This window comes from Pseudomonas sp. S1_G07 (assembly GCF_054668565.1).
In genome coordinates this window covers 1,418,004-1,440,585 of record NZ_CP162778.1, presented here as the reverse complement: position 1 = coordinate 1,440,585, position 22,582 = coordinate 1,418,004, and the positions used below count along the sequence as shown (strand labels likewise).

General features: G+C 61.0%; 17 protein-coding genes. 7 read left to right on the top strand and 10 right to left on the bottom strand.

Going from position 1 to position 22,582, the window contains the following annotated elements; genetic code table 11:
* Positions 1-135: 135 nt before the first annotated feature.
* The 4 genes from AB4O05_RS06590 to AB4O05_RS06575 all read right to left on the bottom strand — a co-directional run bounded on the left by AB4O05_RS06590 (position 136) and on the right by AB4O05_RS06575 (position 8,714).
* On the bottom strand, positions 136-1,146 hold the full coding sequence (locus tag AB4O05_RS06590) for a class 1 fructose-bisphosphatase (protein WP_460132120.1): 1,011 nt from the start codon (positions 1,144-1,146) through the stop codon (positions 136-138).
* Positions 1,147-1,255: 109 nt separating this feature from the next.
* Complete coding sequence (locus AB4O05_RS06585) at positions 1,256-2,608, bottom strand: DUF3999 domain-containing protein (protein WP_460137655.1); 1,353 nt, start codon at positions 2,606-2,608, stop codon at positions 1,256-1,258.
* Positions 2,608-6,117, bottom strand: a complete 3,510-nt coding sequence (locus AB4O05_RS06580) for a DUF2339 domain-containing protein (protein ID WP_460132122.1) — start codon at positions 6,115-6,117, stop codon at positions 2,608-2,610. Before AB4O05_RS06580 ends, AB4O05_RS06585 begins: the two co-directional genes overlap by 1 nt.
* Before the next feature lie 146 nt (positions 6,118-6,263).
* The gene (locus AB4O05_RS06575) at positions 6,264-8,714 is read right to left on the bottom strand and encodes a glycogen/starch/alpha-glucan phosphorylase (protein ID WP_460132124.1); all 2,451 of its coding nucleotides are present in this window, start codon (positions 8,712-8,714) and stop codon (positions 6,264-6,266) included.
* Positions 8,715-8,952: 238 nt separating this feature from the next.
* On the opposite strand from AB4O05_RS06575, the gene AB4O05_RS06570 reads away from it, so the two are divergent.
* Complete coding sequence (locus AB4O05_RS06570; protein ID WP_024072902.1) at positions 8,953-9,387, top strand: YkgJ family cysteine cluster protein; 435 nt, start codon at positions 8,953-8,955, stop codon at positions 9,385-9,387.
* A 185-nt stretch (positions 9,388-9,572) separates the two neighbouring features.
* Here the strand turns inward: AB4O05_RS06570 and typA are convergent, their stop codons facing one another.
* Both typA and thiI read right to left on the bottom strand, forming a co-directional pair.
* Entirely contained in the window at positions 9,573-11,393 is a 1,821-nt protein-coding gene (typA, locus tag AB4O05_RS06565) for a translational GTPase TypA (protein WP_460132126.1), read from the bottom strand.
* A 139-nt stretch (positions 11,394-11,532) separates the two neighbouring features.
* On the bottom strand, positions 11,533-12,987 hold the full coding sequence (gene thiI / locus AB4O05_RS06560; protein WP_460132128.1) for a tRNA uracil 4-sulfurtransferase ThiI: 1,455 nt from the start codon (positions 12,985-12,987) through the stop codon (positions 11,533-11,535).
* Between the two features lie 333 nt (positions 12,988-13,320).
* On the opposite strand from thiI, the gene glnA reads away from it, so the two are divergent.
* The 4 genes from glnA to ntrC all read left to right on the top strand — a co-directional run bounded on the left by glnA (position 13,321) and on the right by ntrC (position 18,179).
* Positions 13,321-14,727: a glutamate--ammonia ligase gene (gene glnA / locus AB4O05_RS06555; protein WP_017529544.1), complete on the top strand. Its 1,407-nt coding sequence runs from the start codon at positions 13,321-13,323 to the stop codon at positions 14,725-14,727.
* A gap of 85 nt (positions 14,728-14,812) precedes the next feature.
* The gene (locus tag AB4O05_RS06550) at positions 14,813-15,349 is read left to right on the top strand and encodes a chorismate mutase (protein WP_460132129.1); all 537 of its coding nucleotides are present in this window, start codon (positions 14,813-14,815) and stop codon (positions 15,347-15,349) included.
* A gap of 311 nt (positions 15,350-15,660) precedes the next feature.
* Positions 15,661-16,746, top strand: a complete 1,086-nt coding sequence (gene glnL, locus AB4O05_RS06545; RefSeq protein ID WP_460132131.1) for a nitrogen regulation protein NR(II) — start codon at positions 15,661-15,663, stop codon at positions 16,744-16,746.
* The gene (gene ntrC / locus AB4O05_RS06540) at positions 16,743-18,179 is read left to right on the top strand and encodes a nitrogen regulation protein NR(I) (protein ID WP_460132133.1); all 1,437 of its coding nucleotides are present in this window, start codon (positions 16,743-16,745) and stop codon (positions 18,177-18,179) included. The genes glnL and ntrC overlap by 4 nt, the downstream gene beginning before the upstream one ends.
* Positions 18,180-18,612: 433 nt before the next feature.
* Here the strand turns inward: ntrC and AB4O05_RS06535 are convergent, their stop codons facing one another.
* Positions 18,613-19,053, bottom strand: a complete 441-nt coding sequence (locus tag AB4O05_RS06535) for a hypothetical protein (RefSeq protein ID WP_460132135.1) — start codon at positions 19,051-19,053, stop codon at positions 18,613-18,615.
* Here AB4O05_RS06535 and AB4O05_RS06530 point away from each other — a divergent pair.
* On the top strand, positions 19,052-19,507 hold the full coding sequence (locus tag AB4O05_RS06530; RefSeq protein WP_003171120.1) for a tRNA (cytidine(34)-2'-O)-methyltransferase: 456 nt from the start codon (positions 19,052-19,054) through the stop codon (positions 19,505-19,507). The genes AB4O05_RS06535 and AB4O05_RS06530 overlap by 2 nt on opposite strands.
* Before the next feature lie 169 nt (positions 19,508-19,676).
* Here the strand turns inward: AB4O05_RS06530 and secB are convergent, their stop codons facing one another.
* Genes secB through AB4O05_RS06515 form a run of 3 tightly spaced genes read right to left on the bottom strand, consistent with a single transcriptional unit; the run spans position 19,677 to position 20,868 of the window.
* Entirely contained in the window at positions 19,677-20,156 is a 480-nt protein-coding gene (secB, locus tag AB4O05_RS06525) for a protein-export chaperone SecB (RefSeq protein ID WP_005783933.1), read from the bottom strand.
* Between the two features lie 42 nt (positions 20,157-20,198).
* Positions 20,199-20,453: a glutaredoxin 3 gene (grxC, locus tag AB4O05_RS06520; RefSeq protein ID WP_460132137.1), complete on the bottom strand. Its 255-nt coding sequence runs from the start codon at positions 20,451-20,453 to the stop codon at positions 20,199-20,201.
* Between the two features lies 1 nt (position 20,454).
* Entirely contained in the window at positions 20,455-20,868 is a 414-nt protein-coding gene (locus tag AB4O05_RS06515) for a rhodanese-like domain-containing protein (protein WP_460132139.1), read from the bottom strand.
* 151 nt (positions 20,869-21,019) lie between these two features.
* Between AB4O05_RS06515 and gpmI the strand changes: the two genes are divergently transcribed.
* Entirely contained in the window at positions 21,020-22,546 is a 1,527-nt protein-coding gene (gpmI, locus tag AB4O05_RS06510) for a 2,3-bisphosphoglycerate-independent phosphoglycerate mutase (RefSeq protein ID WP_460132141.1), read from the top strand.
* Positions 22,547-22,582 lie beyond the last annotated feature (36 nt).

The following is a 22,582-nucleotide window of genomic DNA, read 5'->3' as shown; positions in this document are numbered from 1 at the left end:
AGAAGCTTAGAAGGGAAAAGAGGTGTCTGGTTCCCGACCAACGAAAACAAAAAAGCCCCGAAAACGCTGAAACGTTTCGGGGCTTCTTTAAGGGTGAACAGGCTCACAACGACGCCGTTCACTTATCGCAGCGGGTTACTTCTTGTGGTAAGCCGTCACGCGCTCAACTTCTTCCTTGGAACCCAGGAACACCGCCACCCGCTGGTGCAAGCCTTCAGGCTGGATGTCGAGGATGCGCTGGTGGCCGTCGGTGGACGCGCCGCCCGCTTGTTCCACCAGGAAGGACATCGGGTTGGCTTCGTACATCAGGCGCAGTTTGCCTGGCTTGGACGGCTCGCGGCTGTCACGCGGGTACATGAACAAGCCACCCCGGGTCAGGATACGGTGCACGTCGGCCACCATCGCAGCCACCCAGCGCATGTTGAAGTTCTTCTTCAACGGGCCTTCCTCGCCTTCCATCAACTCGTTGACGTAGCGCTTGACCGGTTCTTCCCAGTGGCGCTGGTTGGACATGTTGATCGCAAATTCCTGGGTGGACGCAGGAATGATGATGTCTTCGTGAGTCAGCACGAAGCTGCCCATTTCACGGTCCAGGGTGAAGCCTTTGACGCCATCGCCCAGGGTCAGCACGAGCATGGTCTGTGGGCCGTAGATCGCGTAGCCGGCGGCAACCTGCTCGGTGCCAGGCTGCAGGAAGGCCTTTTCGTTCAGCGCTTCGTTCTGGCTCAGGTATTCGCTCGGGCAACGCAGTACCGAGAAGATGGTGCCGACGGGGGCGTTGATGTCGATGTTGGACGAACCGTCCAGTGGGTCGAACACCAGCAGGTAGGCGCCTTTCGGGTATTTGCCCGGAATCTGGTAGGCATTGTCCATTTCTTCGGACGCCATGCCGGCCAGGTGACCGCCCCATTCGTTGGCTTCGAGCAGGATCTCGTTGGAGAGTACGTCGAGCTTCTTCTGTACTTCGCCCTGCACGTTTTCAGTGCCCATGCTGCCCAGGACACCGCCCAGTGCGCCTTTGGACACGGCGTGGCTGATTTCCTTGCAGGCACGCGCCACCACTTCGATAAGGAAGCGCAGATCGGCAGGCGTGTTGTTGCTGCGGGTCTGCTCAATCAAATAGCGACTCAAAGTAACGCGGGACATGTAAGGCTCCGGAGAATGGGGGGCTTGAAAACCCGCGCAGTTTAACGCGAGTCGGGGCGTATTTCCTCCTATCAGAGGATTTAAACCCAATAGAGTTCATGGACTTTATTTAACGTGCCATCGGTGGCTTGCGCAGCAAACTGTAGGCCATGGCCCCCAGCGCCACCACTCCCAACAGCAATACGGCCCAGAGCCCGAGTTTTTTCCAGTTCGGCCCGTGATCGACAGCCGCTACGACGACAGGCGACGTGGCCACGATGTCCCCCGCGACCTTGGCCTGCCCCAACGCCTTGAGGCGCTCGGCGCTGTAGTCCGGGATCAGCGTCGACAGTGGCAGGTTCGCGGCCTTCACCGAGGCATTCCCCAACGCCAGGGTAAACGGCGGCTCCCCCCGAGCCAGGAACACCAACTGGGTGGCGCGTACCGCAAAACGCAGCGCTGGCGCCTCAGTGCCCAGGCCACCGCCACGCTCGTCCACCTGCAGGTTCAATTGGTGGACGACCTGGCCCGGCAACGGCAACTCATCCTGGACCACGTCCTGGCCGTTCTGGGTCAGACGGTACAACAGGCCATTGCTCAATGACTGCCAGGCTTGCTTGCTATCGCTACGCCCGGACACGGTCACCGGCGCCAGCGTATTGGGCTGTCGCAACTCGATGCGCAAACGCTCAACGCTCAACCCCGTGGGCAACTGCCAGCTGTATTCGCCGGCCTTGACCCGAGTACCGGCCAACGGCTGCGACCACACCAACGGCATCGGCAGGCTGCTGCGGGTGGCGCTTGCCAGCTTGGCCGAGGTCAGCAACGGCGCCGCCTGGCCCTGCCACACCAGGCGCAGGTAACGCGCCGATTGCCCTGGCAGGCTGACGTCATGCTGCTCGACCCGCTCGTCGGCAAATGACAAACGCGCCACTTGCCCGTCACCCCAGGATTCCCAATGCTGCAGGTCATCGCTGGCTTCAATGCTGAAACGCTGGAAGCCCTCCTGCTCGCGGCTCCAGTCAAGGCTCAATTGCTGCAACGGCGCCTTGATCGCGCTGGCATCCAGCACCCAACCCCGCAGCACTTGCTGGCCGGGCTTGGCGGCGGCGGACGGTTTGATTTCCACCAGGGTGCCTTCGGTGGTGGTTTTCATCACCACGCCGGGCAGGGTCTGGCGGGTATCGGCGGCATACAGCGGGAACCATTTCACGTCGGTGACGTTGCGGCTTTCGCTGCGTTGCGACGCCTGACGCGATAACGCATAGGCCTGGGGCTCCCCCGCGGCATTGAAGACACGCACGTCACCGAGGTCGGCCTGGCGTGCGTTCAGTTGCACCGCCAGAGGCAACTCCAGGCGATACCAGGGGCCGTCGCCGCTGACGCTCAGTGGCACCTGGGTGGCGAAATCCGCCGGGGCTTCCTGGGCCCACGCCGACAACGTCGCACACATGCCCGCCACGACCACGCTCAGCTTACCGATCAAGAGGATGCTCCTTCAGTTTCCAACACCGGTTCGGCGCGCTTGGGTGGCAGCGGCGCGAAGTACCCCACCACCAGCAACAACCCGCCCACACCGATAAACGACACGATCCGCGCCAGCCCGCCACGGTTGCTCAACTCGACAAAGAACAGCTTGGCCACCACCACCGCAATCAACGCCGCACCGATCAGCCACACTTCACGACGATGGCGCAGGTGACCGCCGATCATCAGGCCGAGGGCAATCAGGGTCCAGGCAATCGACAGGCCGGCCTGAACCAGCATCGATTCAAGCAACGCATCCAGATGAAACGGCACACCGCCCCAATGATGCGCGGTGCGCATCACCAACGCGGTAAAGAACGCAAACAGCGAAAGACCCGCCACGCCCTGGGCGATCCACTGCGCACGCGGCCCACGTTGCGGCGCCACGCTGCGCGACCACACGTACACGCCCAGCAACGCAAACAGCAGGCCCAGGTCCAGCGGATTAAGCAGCGGCACATAGGGCAGCGGCTCGGCCGTGCCGTCGCTGAAGCTGTTCGCCAGCCAGAACCAGCCGAGCATCAGCACCGCCAAGGGCAGCGCCGCCCAGACTCGATACTCCCGTGGGTACGCCGACACCGGCCACGGCCAAGTGCGCGGCGCGGCGGCCAGCACCAGGTACAGGCTCGGCAGAATCGCCCAGCCCAACCAGCGCCAGGCGTTGTACTCGCTCGACAGCAATAGCAGGCCGTAACGCAGCTCCAGCGCCAGCATGCCGATCAGCATCCAGCAGCCCAGCACATGGGCAATGCTCAGCACCTTGGCCGGCACTACTGTTGCCAGACGTCGCAGCGAGACGAAATGCACCACAAACACCGCCAGCCAGGCCAACCAGCCGAGCTGCGCCGCCGGGTGGTAATAGGTGTGCGCCGACGCCAGCAACACCACGCCCGCCGCCGGCATCAACAAAGTGCATAGCATGCCCAGCGACGCCCAGCGCAGTCGTGTCGCCAGCAGCGCCCAGATCGCCACGCTGACCGCCGCAATGCCCAGCAGGCAGGTGCCTTGCCGCTCAGCGGGAACAAATCGCAGCACTTCGCCGCTCAGCGCCATCGTCCACCAGGCCGCGCCCCACACCAGCAAGAGATCGGACAGACGTTGCAGCTTCAGCACCGTAAATACGCGCGCATGAGGCTCTCGCTGCAAGCGCCAGGCGCCCACCATGGCAGCCAGGCCAAGCACCATCGGCGTCCAGAAACCGCTGTGGGCCAATGGGCTCAAACCCTCGCGGGTCAAGGGCCCGAGCAGGTCCGGCACCGCCAGCAGGAATGAACCACCGCCGACCAGTTGCAGCAGCAAGCCAAACACAAAGCTGACGCGCTGTTGCAGGTACAGGCTCAACCAGATAATCAACAAGCCACTGGCCGCCCACACACCACTGGCGCTTTCCCAGGGCAGCACGAACAGCACGGCGAGGTTGATCAGCACCAGCCCGGCCAGCAGCACCACCGACAAGCCACGTAACAGACGTACGTCGCCACGCACCATGTCGTCGCGCGCCGCCAGCAGCATGCCGCCGATCAACGCCAGGCCGATCAGCGAGGCGGTGAGCAAACCGCTCCAACCGGCATTGAATACCGCCTCACCCCCACCGCCCTGCAAACGCAGCAGGAACAGCGCGCCACCCAATAACTGCACGGCGAACGCGGTGAACAGGAAGGTGCGCGACCCAATGCGCAGGCCGACAAACAGCGTTACCAACCCGGCGATGGCCCAACTGACAGCGGTGCCTTGGGTCAGCAACAGTAACGGCGCCAGCAGGTGCAAAAAGCCCAGGCCCAGGCTCGCCAGCAGCGGCAGGCCACGGCGCTCCCACTGCGCCGCTTGTTCGCTCGGCGCCTGGCGCAACTGCTGGAAGCTGAACAGCAATGCCGCGCCCAGCAGCAACGCACCCAGCGGCGCGCCATCCAGCAGAGTGTGTTCGCCAAGGCGCAGTTCGCTGAGGAACGCCAGCGCCGAGCCCAGTTGCAGCAGCAGACCGAAGGCCCGCGCCAGCGGTCGCTGCTGACGCAAACCGAGCCAGAAGATCCCCGCGCCCTCCACCGCCCACGCCGCCGCAGTCCAGCGCGCATCGAGGCCCAGTGGAATCGCCAGGCTGGCAAAGATCACACCCAGGGCCAGGCAGGTTTCCGCCAGCAGCACGGCACGCCCGCCGCTCAGCAGCCGGGCCAGGCCCATATAGAGAATGCCCAGGCCCAGTGCGCTGAACGCAGCGGCGAATTCCAGGTGCTGCACCAGCGCGAACTGCAAGCCGAAGCCCACCAGCGGCGGGCCGAACAACATGCTGCCGTCGACATAATCGCCCTTGGCCGCCGACCAGCGCAGCAACGCAACCCGGCCCTCGGGCGCGTCGCCCATCTCCAGCAATTTGCGCCGGGCGAACAACAGGCCGATGGCCAGGTACATCAGGAAGAACAGGATCAGGAACGGCTCGGTGCTCCATAACAGCTCCGGCGTGTAGGAACGCAGGCCCCAGGCGAAGCCGATGCCGAACGTGCCGACAAAACCGATCAGGTTGAGCAGGCGCCAGGCCTTGAACCAGGCGATGGCAAGGATGCCGGCGTTGAGCAAGGCAAAGTAACTGAACAGCGCCACATGGTTACCGGCGCCGGTGGATGTAAGGATCGGTGCCGCAAAGCCGCCGAGCGCCGCCGCGCAGGCCAGCCCCAATGCGTCTTGGCTAATCGCCAGGATCGCCGAAAACACCGTGACCGCCACCAGCAGGCCCAGGGCCGCCCCCGGATCGATCAGCGGGTGCAAACGCATCGCCGCAAACACCGTCAGGTACAACACCGCGATCCCAGTGCCTTGCAGCATCAACCCATAGTTGCTGTTGCGCAGCCGCAGCCACCAGCCCAGGCCCAGCAGGCCGAGGGCGGCTGCGGCCACACCGGCATAACGCAGCTCGATCGGCACCACCATGCCTTCGGTGGCGTAGCGCAGCAGGAACGCCAGGCCGAGGAACAACAGCACCACGCCCACCCGCAGCACGGTGTTGCCACCAAACAACCAATTGCGCGCGCCACGGATGGCGCGTTCGAACAGGTTGGGTTCACGAGGAGCGGCAGGTGTTTCGGGAGGGCGAGGCGCTGGCGTCCAGACATCGTCCGGTAACGGTTGGCTCGGTTCGGCGACCATCGCGACGGGCGTCAATTCGGCCGGCAGCTCCCAGACCAGCTCGGGCGCCTTGGCCACAGGTGTGGGCTCAGCAACAGGCGCTTCAGCAACCACGCTGCTCGAAGGCGTGGGTACCTCCAACTGCCGCAGGCGTTCACCCAGGGCGATCAGTGCCTTCTGCGTGGTTTCCAGCTCAAGCGCTTGCTGTTGTGCCTGGGCCGCCAGTTTCGACAGGCGAATCGCCTGGCCAATGCCCAACCCCAGCAGCGCACCGATGCCCGCGTCACTGAACGACTCATCGAGCGTCCAGCCGAGCACCAGGCCAATCAGCATGAAAATCCATTGCATGGTCGATATCCCTGAGCAAACCGAGACTGTAGGAGCGAGGGGGACGCCTAGTTCTTGCTCGCGAAGAACGCAAAGATACCGCGTTAAATCAGAAAGCACGCGTTATCGTTGACGCTCTTCGCGAGCAAGCTCGCTCCTACAGGAGGTTAGTCCAGCGCTTTCCAGATATCGGTGGCGTATTCGCGGATCGTGCGGTCGGACGAGAACCACCCCATCCGCGCGGTATTGAGCACTGCCGAACGCCACCAGGCCTTGGCGTCATGCCAGTGCGCTTCGACCCGCGCCTGGGCGTCCCAGTAGGAGTCGAAGTCGGCGCAGACCAGGAAGCGGTCGTAGTCGATCAGCCCGTCGATCAAGCCCACGTAACGGCCCGGATCATCCGGCGAGAACACCCCGCCACGAATCGCCTGCAGCACATCGTTGAGACGATGGGAGGCGGCGATGTCCGGCCCGGCACTGAACTCGCCGGCGTGCTTGCGGGCTTCCACCTGCTGGGCACTGAGGCCGAAGATAAACATGTGATCGGCGCCCACCCGCTCGTGCATCTCGACGTTGGCGCCATCCATGGTGCCGATGGTCAGCGCGCCGTTGAGGCCGAACTTCATGTTGCTGGTACCGGACGCCTCAAAGCCGGCGGTGGAGATCTGTTCCGACAAGTCCGCCGCCGGGATGATGCTTTCCGCCAGGCTGACGTTGTAGTTGGGCAGGAACACCACCTTGAGCAGGCCGCGCACGGTCGGGTCGTTGTTGACGGTGCGGGCGATGTCGTTGGTCAGCTTGATGATCAACTTGGCCTGGTGATAGCTGGCCGCCGCCTTGCCGGCGAAGATCTTCACCCGTGGCACCCAGTCGATCTCGGGCTCGGCACGGATCGCCTGGTACAACGCCACGGTGTGCATCAGGTTGAGCAGTTGGCGTTTGTATTCGTGGATCCGCTTGACCTGCACATCGAACATCGCCGCCGGGTTTACCGAAATACCCAGGCGCTCGTGAATGATCTCGGCCAACGCACGCTTGCTGTGCAGGCGCTGCTCGCCGAAAGCTTTGCGGAAAGCCTGTTTCTCGGCGAAGGTTTCCAACTCGCCCAGGCGGGTTTCCATGTTGTCGAGAATGTCCGGGCCCAAGGCGTCCACCAGCATCGACGTGAGCTTGGGGTTGGCCTGGTACAGCCAGCGGCGGAAGGTGATGCCGTTGGTTTTGTTGTTGATACGCTCCGGGTAAAGCTTATGCAGCTCGGAGAACACCGTACTGCGCATCAACTGGGTGTGCAGCCCGGACACGCCATTGACGCTATGGGAGCCGAGGAACGCCAGGTTACCCATGCGCACGCGGCGGCCGTTGTCTTCCTCGATCAGCGACACGGCGCGCAGCACGTCAAAGTCGTGGATGCCCTTGGCCCGCAGCGAGTCGATGTGCTGGGCGTTGATCAGGTAGATGATCTGCATGTGTCGGGGCAGCATGCGCTCCATCAATCCCACAGGCCAGGTTTCCAACGCCTCGGGCAGCAGGGTGTGGTTGGTGTAGGACAGCGTCTCGACGGTGACCTGCCAGGCCGCATCCCAGGCGATATCGTGCAAGTCCACCAATTGGCGCATCAGCTCGGCCACAGCAATGGAGGGGTGGGTGTCATTGAGCTGGATGGCCGCGTGTTCGCCCAGGCTCAGAACCGAGCCGTGCATGTTCTTGTGGCGGCGCAGCAGGTCTTGCAGCGAGGCCGAAACGAAGAAGTATTCCTGGCGCAGGCGCAGTTCCTGCCCGGCTTCGGTGCTGTCGGCCGGGTACAGCACGCGGGAGATGCTTTCGGCACGCGCTACTTCGGCGACGGCACCCAAGTGGTCACCGGCATTGAAGCGCTCCAGGTGCAGGTCTTCCACCGCACGGGCACGCCACAGGCGCAGGGTATTGACGCTGGCACCACGCCAGCCGACCACCGGGGTGTCGTAGGCGACGGCACGCACGGTCTCGCTGGGCGTCCACACCTGGATCAGCTTGCCATCGGCGTCAGGCAGGGTTTCGACGCTGCCACCAAAGCCGATCGGGTAAATCACCTCGGCCCGCTCGAATTCCCACGGGTTGCCGAAATCCAGCCAGCGTTCGGTCTGCTCCTGTTGCCAGCCATCGACAATCGCCTGGCGGAACAAACCGTGTTCATAACGGATGCCATAGCCGTGGCCGGCAATGCCCAAGGTCGACATGCTTTCCATAAAGCATGCGGCCAGGCGGCCCAGGCCACCGTTGCCGAGCGCCGCATCGGGCTCCAGCAGACGGATACGCTCCAGGTCGACGCCCAGTTCGGCCAGTGCCTCGCGGGCGACTTCCAGCACCCCGAGGTTGCTCAGGCTGTCGTAGAGCAAGCGGCCGATCAGGAATTCCAGAGAAAGGTAATACACCCGTTTCTGGCCTTTGCGGTAAATCCGCCGGGTATGGTCCATCCAGTGTTCGACCATCTGGTCGCGCGCGGCCAGGGCAATGGCTTCGAACCAGTCATGGTCGAAGGCGTGATCCGGGTCCTTGCCCACCGCATAGGTGAGTTTGGTCAAGACGGCATCGCGGAATGCGGCTACCTCTGCTTCTCGTGCAAGTGGTTCCTGAGACATCAAATGCGACCTCGGGCGAGATAGAAGGAGTTGCTAGAGCCTAGACGGTCTGACAGACGGTAGACGCTCTGGTTCGGCAGTTTTTTAACGCATTTACCTTTGTAGGGTTTTAATGCATTGGCCGTGCCTGCTTTTGCATAAATAGAGCCTTCGGGCCGAAACCCGCAAAATACTGTTCAAAAAAACACCAATCCCGGTATGATCGCGCGCCCGGATACCGCCCCACCTTGGAACCCTGATGAAGCCTCAACTGATCGCCGCCGCGGAACTCGACCGTCTCGAGACCTGGCAGAAATATTCCGCCCACATGTGCGGCGGCTGCGTGTCCAGCTGCTGCACGCTGCCGGTCGAAGTGAAGATCAAGGACCTGATCCGCATTGGCATCGTCGATGAGTTCGAACGCGGCGACCCGCCGAAGAACATCGCCAAGCGTTTGCAGAAGGAAGGCATCGTTGAGCGCTACAACAACAAATCCGAGATTTTTACCCTGCAGCGCATGAGCAACAACGATTGCCTGTATCTGGATCGTAAGACGCGCTTCTGCACTATTTATGACAAGCGTCCGGATACCTGCCGCAACCACCCGAAGATCGGGCCGCGGCCGGGGTATTGCGCGTACAAGCCCAAAGAAGTGGTGCGCGAGACCAAGTTCAAGACGCTCGATAAGTTCTGATCCGATCATTCCCACGTTCCGCCCTGGAGGCTCTGCGTCCGCCTTCAAGAGCGGGACGCAGAGCGTCCCAAGAGGCATTCCCACGCAGAGCGTGGGAACGATCAACAGTCACCCCAAAACCTGCAAACATAAAAAAACGCCCCCGGCCTTTCGACCGGGGGCGTTTTCATTCAGCCTGAGTTAACTCAGTTCTTGGCTTTCTTGGCAGCGCGGGTACGCTCGCCTTCGTCCAGGATCTTCTTACGCAGGCGGATCGACTTAGGCGTGACTTCGCACAGCTCGTCGTCCTGGATGAATTCCAGGGCCTGTTCCAGGGTGAAGCGAACAGGTGGAACCAGCGCGATGGTTTCGTCTTTACCCGAAGCACGCATGTTGTCGAGCTTCTTGCCTTTGGTTGGGTTGACGCCCATGTCGTTGTCACGGCTGTTCAGACCAACGATCTGGCCGTTGTAGATTTCTTGACCGTGTTCAACGAACAGCTTGCCACGCGCCTGGAGGGTTTCCAGGGAGTAGGTCAGCGCCTTGCCGGTTTCTACCGAGACCAGAACACCGTTCTGACGGCCGGACATGTCGCCGGACTTCATGGTGTCGTAGCGATCGAAGATCGAGGTCAGGATGCCAGCACCGTTGGTCAGGGTCAGGAACTGGTTACGGAAACCGATCAGACCACGCGCAGGGATGTTGTATTCCAGACGAACACGGCCTTTGCCATCCGGCACCATATTGGTCAGGTCGCCCTTACGCAGGCCCATCTCTTCCATGACCTTGCCCTGGGATTCTTCCGGGGTGTCGATGGTCACGTTTTCGAACGGTTCCTGCTTCACGCCGTCAACCGTACGGATGATCACTTCAGGACGACCAACGCCCATTTCGAAGCCTTCGCGACGCATGGTTTCGATCAGTACCGAGAGGTGCAGCTCACCACGGCCGGAAACCTTGAACTTGTCAGCCGAGTCGCCTTCTTCAACGCGCAGTGCAACGTTGTACAGCAGCTCTTTGTCCAGACGCTCCTTGATGTTACGGGAGGTCACGAACTTGCCTTCCTTACCGCAGAACGGCGAGTCGTTTACCTGGAAGGTCATGGAAACGGTTGGCTCGTCAACGGTCAGAGGCTTCATCGCCTCGACGTTGTCCGGCTGGCACAGGGTGTCGGAGATGAACAGCGAGTCCATGCCGCTGACGCACACGATGTCGCCGGCAAACGCTTCTTCAACGTCGATACGGTGCAGGCCATGGTGACCCATCAGCTTCAGGATACGACCGTTACGCTTCTTGCCGTCGGCGCCGATAGCCACAACCGGGGTGTTCGGCTTGACGCTGCCACGAGCGATACGGCCAACGCCGATAACACCCAGGAAGCTGTTGTAGTCCAGTGCCGAGATTTGCATCTGGAACGGGCCGTCACGGTCAACTTTTGGAGCCGGTACGTTGTCGACGATCGACTGGTACAGCGGGGTCATGTCTTCAGCCATCTCGGTGTGATCCAGACCGGCAATGCCGTTCAGGGCCGAGGCGTAGACCACTTTGAAGTCCAGCTGTTCTTCGGTAGCACCCAGGTTGTCGAACAGATCGAAGATCTGGTCCAGAACCCAGTCCGGACGCGCGCCTGGACGGTCAACCTTGTTGATGCACACGATCGGACGCAGGCCGGCTTCGAAGGCCTTCTTGGTCACGAAACGGGTTTGCGGCATAGGGCCGTCTTGAGCGTCAACCAGCAGCAGCACGGAGTCAACCATCGACATTACGCGCTCTACTTCGCCGCCGAAGTCGGCGTGGCCCGGGGTGTCCACGATGTTGATGTGGTAGCCGTTCCAGTTGATAGCGGTGTTTTTTGCCAGGATGGTAATACCGCGCTCTTTTTCCTGGTCGTTGGAGTCCATCACGCGCTCGTCGTTGAGCTCGTTGCGCTCCAGGGTGCCGGATTGACGCAGGAGTTTGTCTACCAGGGTGGTTTTACCATGGTCAACGTGAGCAATGATGGCGATGTTACGTAGATTTTCGATCACTTGTGTATCTCGATCAGAGGATTCGGTGTGCTGACAGGTCGTGGCAGCGATTAACAGTAGAGTCAGGCCTTGCCGTTACAGCTTGACGGCAGAGTCGGGGGGCCGGTGACGCAGGCCACAGGCAAACAGCCCCGGGCTCTTAGCTCGGTCGATAAACGCGCACATTGGCATGCCCCTCACTGAGCAAATGGTGGGCATGCAGGCGACTCATCACGCCTTTGTCGCAATACAGCAGGTACTGACGGCTGTTATCCAGTTCCTTGAAACGCGCGTTCAATGCATAAAACGGCAGCGTTTGTACGTCGATGCCGGCGATTTCCAGCGGCTCATCTTCAGCGGCATCCGGGTGACGGATGTCGATGACGATCTGGCCGGCCAGGGCTTCGCTGACTTCTTCGATCTGCACATCCTGGCCCAACTCGTCGATAACTCGATCGATCGGGACCAGCTTGGCGTTCTCGAGCGCACGCTCCAGAATCGCCATGTCAAACTGTTGTTCTTCGTACTCCACGCGGTTGCGCTTGGCGTGGGTCTTGGGGTTCACCGAGATGACCCCGCAATATTCCGGCATATGCTTGGCAAAATCGGCGGTACCGATTTCTTCTGCCAGATCGATGATGTCCTGCTTGTGGCTGGCGATCAGCGGGCGCAACACCAGCTTTTCGGTCACGCAGTCGATCAGCGACAGGTTCGGCAGCGTCTGGCTGGAAACCTGGGAAATCGCTTCACCGGTCACCAGGGCGTCGATCTGCAACTGGTCGGCGATTCGGGAGGCGGCGCGCAACATCATACGCTTCAATACTACGCCCATATGACTGTTATCGACTTTACCGAGAATTTCGCCCAGCACTTCCTCGAACGGCACGCTTACAAATAGCACGCGTTGGGAGCTGCCGTACTTCTTCCAGATAAAGTGCGCGACTTCCATCACGCCCAATTCATGGGCACGCCCGCCCAGGTTAAAGAAGCAGAAGTGGCTCATCAGGCCACGGCGCATGATCTGGTAGGCCGCCACCGTGGAATCGAAACCGCCGGACATCAGCACCAGGGTCTGTTCCAGGGCGCCCAACGGGTAACCGCCGATACTGTTGTGCTGGCTGTGGATCACAAACAACCGTTGGTCGCGTATTTCCATGCGCACTTCAATTTGCGGCGCTTTCAGGGAAATTCCAGCGGCACCGCACTCACGGCGCAGCTTGCTGCCGACGTATTTCTCGACATCCATCGAGCTGAACGGGTGCTTGCCGGCACGCTTGCAACGCACCGAAAAAATCTTGCCTTCAAGGCTGTCGCCGAAGTGCCGTTTGCATTTTTCAGTGATGTCGTCGAAGTCGCCCAGCGGGTACTCGTCGACCTGCAGGAAATGCGCGATGCCCGGCATGCAGCTCAGGCGCTCGGTCATGTCCTTCAAGGCTTTGGCGTCGGTCAGGCGGGTTTCCAGCTCGAGATTGTCCCACACGCCGTTCACCACCACAGCCGGGTCCAGGTCACGGAGCACGGTACGGATGTTCTTGGCCAACTGACGGATGAAACGCATCCGTACCGGTCGGCTCTTGATGGTGATCTCGGGGAAGACTTTAACGATTAATTTCATGGAAACAGCGCGCGCAGGGCCTGCCGAAAAAGGGGGGCGCGGATTATAGCGGAAATCGCTCAAGGTTTAACCAGTTAATATGCACAGCACTTACGCCGCACTAAATCAGTGCATTTTCGATTGAGCGCGCCACTTTGCAGTGCGCGAATTTAAGGCTTTTGTCGTAATGCACCTTTATAGGGGCGCTTTTGGAGCAAAAAACCCATGTTGGCGCACTGGCATGCAATTTGCTCTCTTGTGAGGCAGGTTGCCATGGCGGACTATCCGCGCCGGCATCACCCACATTCTAAGGGCTAACTCCACTACCCAGCCCGAAGCCACCCGGAGGACACTATGTCGAAGTCGGTTCAACTCATCAAAGATCATGACGTTAAATGGATTGATCTGCGCTTCACGGACACCAAAGGCACTCAGCACCACGTGACCATGCCGGCTCGCGACGCGCTGGATGATGCTTTCTTCGAAGAAGGCAAAATGTTCGACGGCTCCTCCATCGCTGGCTGGAAAGGCATCGAAGCCTCCGACATGATCCTGATGCCGGACGACAGCACTGCCGTCCTCGACCCGTTCACCGAAGACCCAACCCTGATCATCGTCTGCGACGTGATCGAGCCTTCGACCATGCAAGGCTACGACCGCGACCCACGTGCGATCGCCAAGCGTGCCGAGGAATACCTGAAGTCCACCGGTATCGGCGACACCGTATTCGTAGGCCCGGAGCCAGAATTCTTCATCTTTGATTCGGTCAAGTTCAAGTCCGACATCTCCGGTTCCATGTTCAAAATCTTCTCCGAACAAGGTTCGTGGATGTCCGACCAGGACGTGGAAGGCGGCAACAAAGGCCACCGTCCAGGCGTCAAAGGTGGCTACTTCCCAGTTCCGCCGTTCGACCACGACCACGAAATCCGTACCTCCATGTGCAACGCCATGGAAGAGATGGGCCTGGTCATCGAAGTTCACCACCACGAAGTGGCGACTGCCGGCCAGAACGAAATCGGCGTGAAGTTCAACACCCTGGTCGCCAAGGCTGACGAAGTACAAACCCTGAAGTACTGCGTACACAACGTGGCTGATGCCTACGGCCGTACCGCTACCTTCATGCCTAAGCCGCTGTACGGCGATAACGGCTCGGGTATGCACGTTCACCTGTCCATCGCTAAAGAAGGCAAGAACACCTTCGCCGGCGAAGGTTATGCCGGCCTGTCCGACACTGCCCTGTACTTCATCGGCGGTATCATCAAGCACGGTAAGGCCCTGAACGGCTTCACCAACCCGTCGACCAACTCCTACAAGCGTCTGGTCCCAGGCTTCGAAGCACCGGTGATGCTGGCCTACTCGGCTCGTAACCGTTCCGCGTCGATCCGCATTCCTTACGTGTCCAGCCCACGCGCCCGCCGTATCGAAGCGCGCTTCCCGGATCCAGCAGCCAACCCATACCTGGCCTTCGCTGCCCTGGTCATGGCCGGCCTGGACGGTATCCAGAACAAGATCCACCCTGGCGATGCCGCCGACAAAAACTTGTACGACCTGCCGCCTGAAGAGGCCAAAGAGATCCCACAAGTGTGCGGCAGCCTGAAAGAAGCCCTGGAAGAACTGGACAAGGGCCGCGCGTTCCTGACCAAAGGCGGCGTATTCAGCGACGACTTCATCGATGCCTACATCGAGCTGAAAAGCGAAGAAGAAATCAAGGTTCGCACCTTCGTACACCCACTGGAATACGAGCTGTACTACAGCTGCTGATCCGGTAGCGCTGCTTGACGTAGCGTGATGAAAAAGGCCTCCTTCGGGAGGTCTTTTTTTTGTCCACACATCAGGAGGTAGTATTTTGAAGCTTCGACTCGCGCTCACACTGCTATTGGCCAGCACTCATGCATTCGCCGCGCCGCCCACCCTCGAACCGCTGCTCCATAGCATCGCTGAACGGCTGGACATCGCCAACCAGGTTGCCTTGAGCAAATGGGACAGCCACAAGGCCGTGGAGGACAAAAAACGCGAACAGGAGGTGATTGCCAGCGTCGTCGCCCAGGCGCCGAGCTATAAGCTGGACCCCGCCGCTGCCGAGCAGTTTTTTGCGGCACAGATCGAGGCCAACAAGCTGGTGCAGTACACCCACCTGTCCGACTGGCAGTTGCAGGGCAAGGCACCCGACGACCCGCGCCCGGATCTGGCAAAGCAGATTCGTCCGCAGCTCGATCAATTGCAAAAACGCTTGCTGCAGCAACTGGCGGACTTCACTCCACAACGCACCGACCCGCAGTGCCCTCAATGGCTGGCCGAAGCGGTGCATGAGCCCCTGAACGACCCGCTGCGGCAACTGGCGATGATCCGCGCCACGGCCGAGCTGTGTATCTACAAAGGTTAAAGGCTGCACTCTGATTAAAAATTGTGGAAGGGGGCTTGCTCCTTCCCCAATTGATTTGTGCGAACTCAAGACTTCCTGAACAAGCGCAACAAAACGGCACTATATTGGTGCGACAGGCTGCACCCCTCCCAATGACTCACACCATTTTGGTTCGAAACTTCCCGAAAAAGCTGGCAGAACGCCACAGTTTCGCGCCTCGGCCCCCTATTTCAGGGCCTTAACGCTTCTTTTCGGAGCCTTGGTTTGGTTTTTGCATTTTCCTTGTATCAGCGTGAGCCTCAAGCCCGCGCCTTGCTCCAAAAGAGGTCCTGATGACCATCAGCGATGCACTGCACCGTTTGCTACTCGACAACCTGACCACCGCGACCATCCTGCTCAATGACGACCTGCGCCTTGAGTACATGAATCCGGCGGCGGAGATGCTGCTGGCCATCAGCGGCCAGCGCAGCCATGGGCAGTTCATCAGCGAATTGTTCACCGAATCTGCCGAAGCCTTGAGCTCGTTGCGCCAGGCGGTGGAGCAGGCACACCCGTTCACCAAACGCGAAGCGATGCTCACCGCCCTGACTGGCCAGACATTGACCGTCGACTACGCGGTGACCCCGATCCTGAGCAACGGCGCCACCCTGTTGCTGCTCGAAGTCCACCCCCGCGACCGCCTGCTGCGCATCACCAAGGAGGAAGCGCAGTTGTCCAAGCAGGAGACCAGCAAGATGCTGGTGCGCGGCCTGGCCCACGAAATCAAGAACCCGTTGGGCGGGATTCGCGGCGCGGCGCAGTTACTGGCCCGCGAGCTGCCGGATGAGCACCTCAAGGACTACACCAACGTCATCATCGAAGAAGCCGACCGCCTGCGTAACCTGGTGGACCGCATGCTCGGCTCGAACAAGCTGCCGTCGCTGGCGATGACCAACGTGCACGAAGTGCTCGAACGCGTCAGCCACCTGGTCGAGGCCGAAAGCCAGGGGTGCATCACCCTGGTGCGCGACTATGACCCGAGCATTCCCGACGTCTTGATCGACCGCGAGCAGATGATCCAGGCCGTGCTCAATATCGTGCGCAACGCCATGCAGGCCATCAGTAGCCAGAACGAACTGCGCCTGGGCCGTATCACCCTGCGCACCCGCGCCCTGCGCCAGTTCACCATTGGGCATGTGCGCCATCGCCTGGTGACCAAGGTCGAGATCATCGACAACGGCCCGGGCATTCCCGCGGATCTCCAGGAAACCATCTTCTTTCCCATGGTCAGCGGCCGCCCCGACGGTACCGGGCTGGGCCTGTCCATTACCCAGAACATCATCAGTCAGCACCAGGGTCTGATCGAATGTGAGAGCCATCCCGGCCACACCACGTTCTCGATCTTTCTGCCTCTGGAACAAGGAGCCCCATCGACATGAGCCGTAGTGAAACTGTCTGGATCGTCGATGACGACCGTTCTATCCGCTGGGTCCTCGAGAAAGCCTTGCAACAGGAAGGCATGACCACCCAGAGCTTCGACAGCGCCGACGGTGTAATGAGCCGCCTGGCTCGCCAGCAGCCCGACGTGATCATCTCCGACATCCGCATGCCCGGCGCCAGTGGCCTGGACCTGCTGGCACGGATCCGCGAGCAGCACCCGCGCCTGCCGGTGATCATCATGACCGCACACTCGGACCTGGACAGCGCTGTCGCGTCCTACCAGGGCGGCGCGTTTGAATACCTGCCCAAGCCATTCGACGTGGACGAGGCCGTGGCGCTGGTCAAGCGTGCCAACCAGCACGCCCAGGAACAGCAGAACCAGGAAGCCCCACCGACACTGACCCGCACCCCGGAAATCATCGGCGAAGCGCCGGCGATGCAGGAAGTGTTCCGCGCCATCGGGCGCTTGAGCCATTCCAACATCACTGTGCTGATCAACGGCGAATCGGGTACCGGCAAAGAACTGGTGGCCCACGCCCTGCACCGTCACAGCCCACGGGCGGCCTCACCGTTTATCGCGCTGAACATGGCGGCTATCCCCAAGGATCTGATGGAGTCCGAGCTGTTCGGCCACGAAAAAGGCGCGTTCACCGGCGCGGCCAACCTGCGCCGCGGGCGCTTTGAACAGGCCGACGGCGGCACGCTGTTCCTCGATGAAATCGGCGATATGCCGGCCGATACCCAGACCCGCCTGCTGCGGGTATTGGCCGACGGCGAGTTCTATCGCGTCGGCGGGCACACGCCGGTCAAAGTCGACGTGCGCATCATTGCCGCCACGCACCAGAACCTGGAAACCCTGGTACACGCCGGCAAGTTCCGTGAAGACTTATTCCACCGTCTCAACGTGATCCGCATCCACATCCCGCGCATGTCGGACCGCCGCGAAGACATCCCCACCCTCGCCCGCCACTTCCTCAGCCGCGCCGCCCAGGAGCTGGCCGTGGAGCCGAAGCTGCTCAAAAGCGAGACCGAGGAGTACCTCAAGAACCTGCCGTGGCCAGGCAACGTGCGCCAGCTGGAGAATACCTGCCGCTGGATCACCGTAATGGCGTCCGGGCGCGAAGTGCACATCAGCGACCTGCCCCCGGAGCTGCTGAGCCTGCCGCAGGATTCGGCACCGGTGACCAACTGGGAACAGGCGCTGCGCCAATGGGCCGACCAGGCGCTGGCTCGCGGCCAGTCGAACCTGCTGGACAGTGCCGTGCCGGCATTCGAGCGGATCATGATCGAAACCGCCTTGAAACACACCGCCGGCCGCCGCCGCGATGCCGCGGTGTTGCTGGGTTGGGGGCGTAATACCTTGACCCGCAAGATCAAGGAGCTGGGGATGAAGGTCGATGGTGGTGACGATGATGAGGGCGATGACGGCTGAATCTCAGACCCACATTTGGATATCTACATAGCGTGTGGGCCGTGCACTGCTTCAATGCATCATGAACTAGCATCGCGCACAGATTTCAACGCTGAAACAAGCGAACTGTTCAAAAAATAAATATCAAAAACAACAAAGCCCCGTATTCCGGGGCTTTGCGCTTTCTGCAGGATTTTTTTGGTACCACCCAACAACTCTGGCACGCGCCCTGCAATACCCCCAGTACTACCCAGTTTCGGGGACCTTGGTACAGGCAGGCCGAGAATCCCCCTCTTTACACCCGGGGTGCTTGACGCAAACAGCGTCGCGCTCCACACCGCTTTGGGGAACCTCGGTACAGGCAGGCCGGGAATTCCCTCTTTAACACCGAAGCCCTGCAAGGCTTCACCCCGTTTTGGGAGCCCTGGTACAGGCAGGCCGGGAACTCCCTCTTTTATTGCTCTTGGAGATGGATCTCCAGCCGCCAGCGGTCGTCGACCGCCTCACCTTTCCACTCCCCACGCAACGGCCGAGCCGCCACCAGGTTCAGCAGCAACCCGGCATCGGCCTTGCGGATGCGCCAATTCACGTCTTTGTCGTTGACCTTGAGCTGCCCACTGGCGGCCTTGCCCTGGGCGTCGAACAATATAGCCACAGTGCCATCAATGTGCTCAGCGTGCAGCTTGGGCTCGCGGTTGAACCACACCGTCACGCCGTCCGCCGTGGTCTCTACCTGTTGCAACTCCACCGGGTCCGGAATAGTCAGGCGGCCGATCATCAGGCCCACCATCAGCCCGAAAATCGCCAACGAACCCATGACCCTCGGCATTAGCTTCGGCCTTGGGTCCTCTTCGGGGGTAGAATGCAGCGCATCTTTACCTTCGGAGCCGTGCATGTTTCACGTCATCCTTTTTCAACCAGAAATTCCGCCGAATACCGGCAACGTTATCAGGCTGTGCGCCAACAGTGGCTGCCACCTGCATTTGATCGAGCCCCTGGGCTTCGACATGGACGATAAGCGCCTGCGCCGCGCCGGGCTGGACTACCACGAGTACGCGACCCTCAAGCGCCATGCCGACCTGGCCAGTTGCCTGGAAAGCCTGGGCCACCCACGCCTGTTCGCCTTCACCACCAAGGGTTCGCGGCCGTTCCATGATGCCAGTTTTGCCGAAGGCGACGCCTTCCTGTTCGGCCCGGAAAGCCGTGGCCTGCCGGCCGAGGTGCTGGACGCCCTGCCCGACGGGCATCGCCTGCGCTTGCCGATGCGTGAGGGTTGCCGCAGCCTGAACCTGTCGAACACCGTGGCTGTTGCTGTCTACGAAGGCTGGCGCCAACTCGGTTTCAAATAACACCACCGCCCCTCTGTAGGAGCGAGCTTGCTCGCGAAAAACCCAAGAGCACCGCAGGCATCCAGAATGCCCGCATCATCGTTGACCTTCTTCGCGAGCAAGCTCGCGCCTGCACAGGTTCGCGCCCAATAAAAAAGCGCCTGTTACGGCGCTTTTTTTCATCGGCGGCTTACTGAACCGTCGGCGCGCCTTCCTGTTGCATGCGCTGCAGCTCTTGAGCGTACAGGGCATCGAAGTTCACCGGTGCCAGCATCAGCGCAGGGAACGAACCGCGGGTGACCAGGCTGTCCAGGGTCTCGCGGGCATACGGGAACAGGATGTTCGGGCAGAACGCCCCCAGGGTGTGGCTCATGGACGCTTCGTCCAGGCCCTGGATCAGGAAGATACCGGCCTGTTGCACTTCAGCGATGAAGGCCACTTCTTCGCCATTCTTGACGGTAACCGACAGGGTCAGCACGACTTCGTGGAAGTCACCTTCCAAGGCTTTCTGCCGGGTGTTCAGGTCCAGCGCAACGCTTGGGGTCCACTCCTGACGGAAGATGGCCGGGCTTTTCGGCGCTTCGAACGACAGGTCACGCACGTAGATACGTTGCAGCGAGAACTGTGGGCCTTGGTCTTGCGCTGCTTCGGTGTTCTGTTGATCAGTCATCGCAGATCCTTCTCTATCTTGGGGTCTTTAAGGGTTTAGGCGTCAGACGAGCAGCAGCGCGTCGAGTTTACCGGCGCGCTCCAGGGCGAACAGGTCGTCGCAACCACCGATATGCTGGCTGCCGATCCAGATCTGCGGCACGGACGTACGCCCCGCCTTCTGGGCCATTTCGGCGCGCACCTGGGGTTTGCCGTCGACCTTGATTTCTTCGAAGGCAACGCCCTTTTTCTCAAGCAGGGCCTTGGCCCGCATGCAGTAAGGGCACCAATCGCTGGAATACACGACAACCTGGGTCATATCACTTCACCAGCGGCAGGTTATCGGCGCGCCAGCTGCTGATGCCACCGGACAGCTTGGCGGCGGTGAAACCGGTCTTGAGCATTTCGCGAGCGTGGGTGCCGGCGTGCTGGCCCTGGGCGTCGACCAGGATGATGGTCTTGGCCTTGTGCTTTTCCAGCTCGGCCAGGCGTGCGATCAGTTTGTCCTGCGGAATGTTCAGCGCACCGACGATATGGCCGGCGGCGAAGTCCTTGGCCGGGCGAATATCCACGACAATGGCTTCATCCTTGTTGACCAGCGCGGTCAGCTCCGATGTGCTCAGGCTGCGGCCACCACGGCTCATTTCGTGAGCGATCAGCAGCGCCAGCAGGATGACGAAGGCACCCACGAGCAGATAGTGGGCAGTGGCAAATGCAATCAGGTGATCAACCATCAAGGAGGTTCCAGGGCGTTAAAATGGCGGTAAGTATACACAGCCGCCAGGGGGGGCCAACCCCCGTAAAGCGGTGACGTGGTCGGAACTTCGCTTTAAACTGCCACTCCCTTTTCAATTGCCTTCCTTTATTACCGCCGCGAGAGGATCTATGACTACCACGCCTAAACCTTTGGTCCTGATAATTCTCGATGGCTTCGGACACAGTGAAAGCCACCACGACAACGCGGTCTACGCGGCCAACAAGCCTGTGCTGGACCGCCTGACCGCCACTGTTCCCAATGGTCTGATCTCCGGTTCGGGCATGGACGTGGGCCTGCCGGATGGCCAGATGGGCAACTCGGAAGTGGGCCACATGAACCTGGGCGCCGGACGAGTGGTCTATCAGGACTTCACCCGCGTGACCAAAGCGATCCGCGACGGCGAGTTCTTCGAGAACCCGACCCTCTGCGCCGCGGTCGATAAAGCAGTGGCCGCCGGCAAGGCCGTGCACATCATGGGCCTGCTGTCGGACGGCGGCGTGCACAGCCACCAGGACCACCTGGTCGCCATGGCCGAACTGGCCGTCAAGCGCGGTGCCGACAAGATTTACCTGCACGCCTTCCTCGATGGCCGCGACACCCCGCCAAAAAGCGCGCAGTCGTCCATCGAACTGCTGGACGCCACCTTCGCCGCCCTGGGCAAGGGCCGCATCGCCAGCCTGATCGGCCGTTACTTCGCCATGGACCGCGACAACCGCTGGGACCGCGTATCCCAGGCCTACAACCTGATCGTCGACGGCCAGGCCGAATTCAACGCCGCCACCGCCCAGGCAGGCCTGGAAGCCGCCTATGCCCGTGGCGAGAGCGATGAGTTCGTCAAGGCCACGACCCTCGGCGAGCCGGTAAAAGTCGAAGACGGCGACGCCGTGGTGTTCATGAACTTCCGCGCCGACCGCGCCCGCGAGCTGAGCCGCGTGTTCGTCGAGGACGGTTTCAAGGAGTTCGAACGCGCACGCCAGCCAAAAGTCCAGTACGTAGGCCTGACCCAGTACGCCGCCAGCATCCCCGCCCCGGCCGCATTTGCACCGGGCAGCCTGGACAACGTGCTGGGCGATTACCTGGCAAAAAACGGCAAGACCCAGTTGCGCATTGCCGAAACCGAGAAATACGCCCACGTAACCTTCTTCTTCTCCGGCGGGCGCGAAGAACCGTTCCCAGGCGAAGAGCGCATCCTGATTCCGTCGCCGAAAGTCGCCACCTATGACCTGCAACCGGAAATGAGCGCGCCGGAAGTGACCGACAAGATCGTCGACGCCATCGACCACCAGCGTTACGACGTGATCGTGGTCAACTACGCCAACGGCGACATGGTGGGCCACAGCGGCAACCTCGAAGCCGCGACCAAAGCCGTGGAATGCCTGGACCTGTGTGTCGGCCGCATTGTCGACGCCCTGGAAAAAGTCGGTGGCGAAGCACTGATCACCGCCGACCACGGCAACTGCGAGCAGATGTCCGACGAATCCACAGGGCAGGCCCATACCGCCCACACGACCGAGCCGGTACCGTTCATCTATGTCGGCAAGCGCGATTTCAAGGTGCGTAAAGGCGGCGTGCTGGCAGATGTGGCGCCGACCATGCTGATGTTGATGGGGCTGGAGAAGCCAAAAGAGATGACTGGCACCTCGATCCTGGTCTGATTCTCAGCTTCACCCAAACACCAGTGTGGGAGCGGG

Coding starts and splice junctions, on each gene's coding strand:
- AB4O05_RS06535 (WP_460132135.1), bottom strand. CDS start 19,053: ATGCACGGCTCCGAAGGTAAAGATGCGCTGCATTCTACCCCCGAAGAG.
- AB4O05_RS06580 (WP_460132122.1), bottom strand. CDS start 6,117: ATGCAATGGATTTTCATGCTGATTGGCCTGGTGCTCGGCTGGACGCTC.
- secB (WP_005783933.1), bottom strand. CDS start 20,156: ATGACTGATCAACAGAACACCGAAGCAGCGCAAGACCAAGGCCCACAG.
- glnL (WP_460132131.1), top strand. CDS start 15,661: ATGACCATCAGCGATGCACTGCACCGTTTGCTACTCGACAACCTGACC.
- AB4O05_RS06590 (WP_460132120.1), bottom strand. CDS start 1,146: ATGTCCCGCGTTACTTTGAGTCGCTATTTGATTGAGCAGACCCGCAGC.
- ntrC (WP_460132133.1), top strand. CDS start 16,743: ATGAGCCGTAGTGAAACTGTCTGGATCGTCGATGACGACCGTTCTATC.
- glnA (WP_017529544.1), top strand. CDS start 13,321: ATGTCGAAGTCGGTTCAACTCATCAAAGATCATGACGTTAAATGGATT.
- thiI (WP_460132128.1), bottom strand. CDS start 12,987: ATGAAATTAATCGTTAAAGTCTTCCCCGAGATCACCATCAAGAGCCGA.
- AB4O05_RS06530 (WP_003171120.1), top strand. CDS start 19,052: ATGTTTCACGTCATCCTTTTTCAACCAGAAATTCCGCCGAATACCGGC.
- AB4O05_RS06570 (WP_024072902.1), top strand. CDS start 8,953: ATGAAGCCTCAACTGATCGCCGCCGCGGAACTCGACCGTCTCGAGACC.
- gpmI (WP_460132141.1), top strand. CDS start 21,020: ATGACTACCACGCCTAAACCTTTGGTCCTGATAATTCTCGATGGCTTC.
- grxC (WP_460132137.1), bottom strand. CDS start 20,453: ATGACCCAGGTTGTCGTGTATTCCAGCGATTGGTGCCCTTACTGCATG.
- AB4O05_RS06575 (WP_460132124.1), bottom strand. CDS start 8,714: ATGTCTCAGGAACCACTTGCACGAGAAGCAGAGGTAGCCGCATTCCGC.
- AB4O05_RS06515 (WP_460132139.1), bottom strand. CDS start 20,868: ATGGTTGATCACCTGATTGCATTTGCCACTGCCCACTATCTGCTCGTG.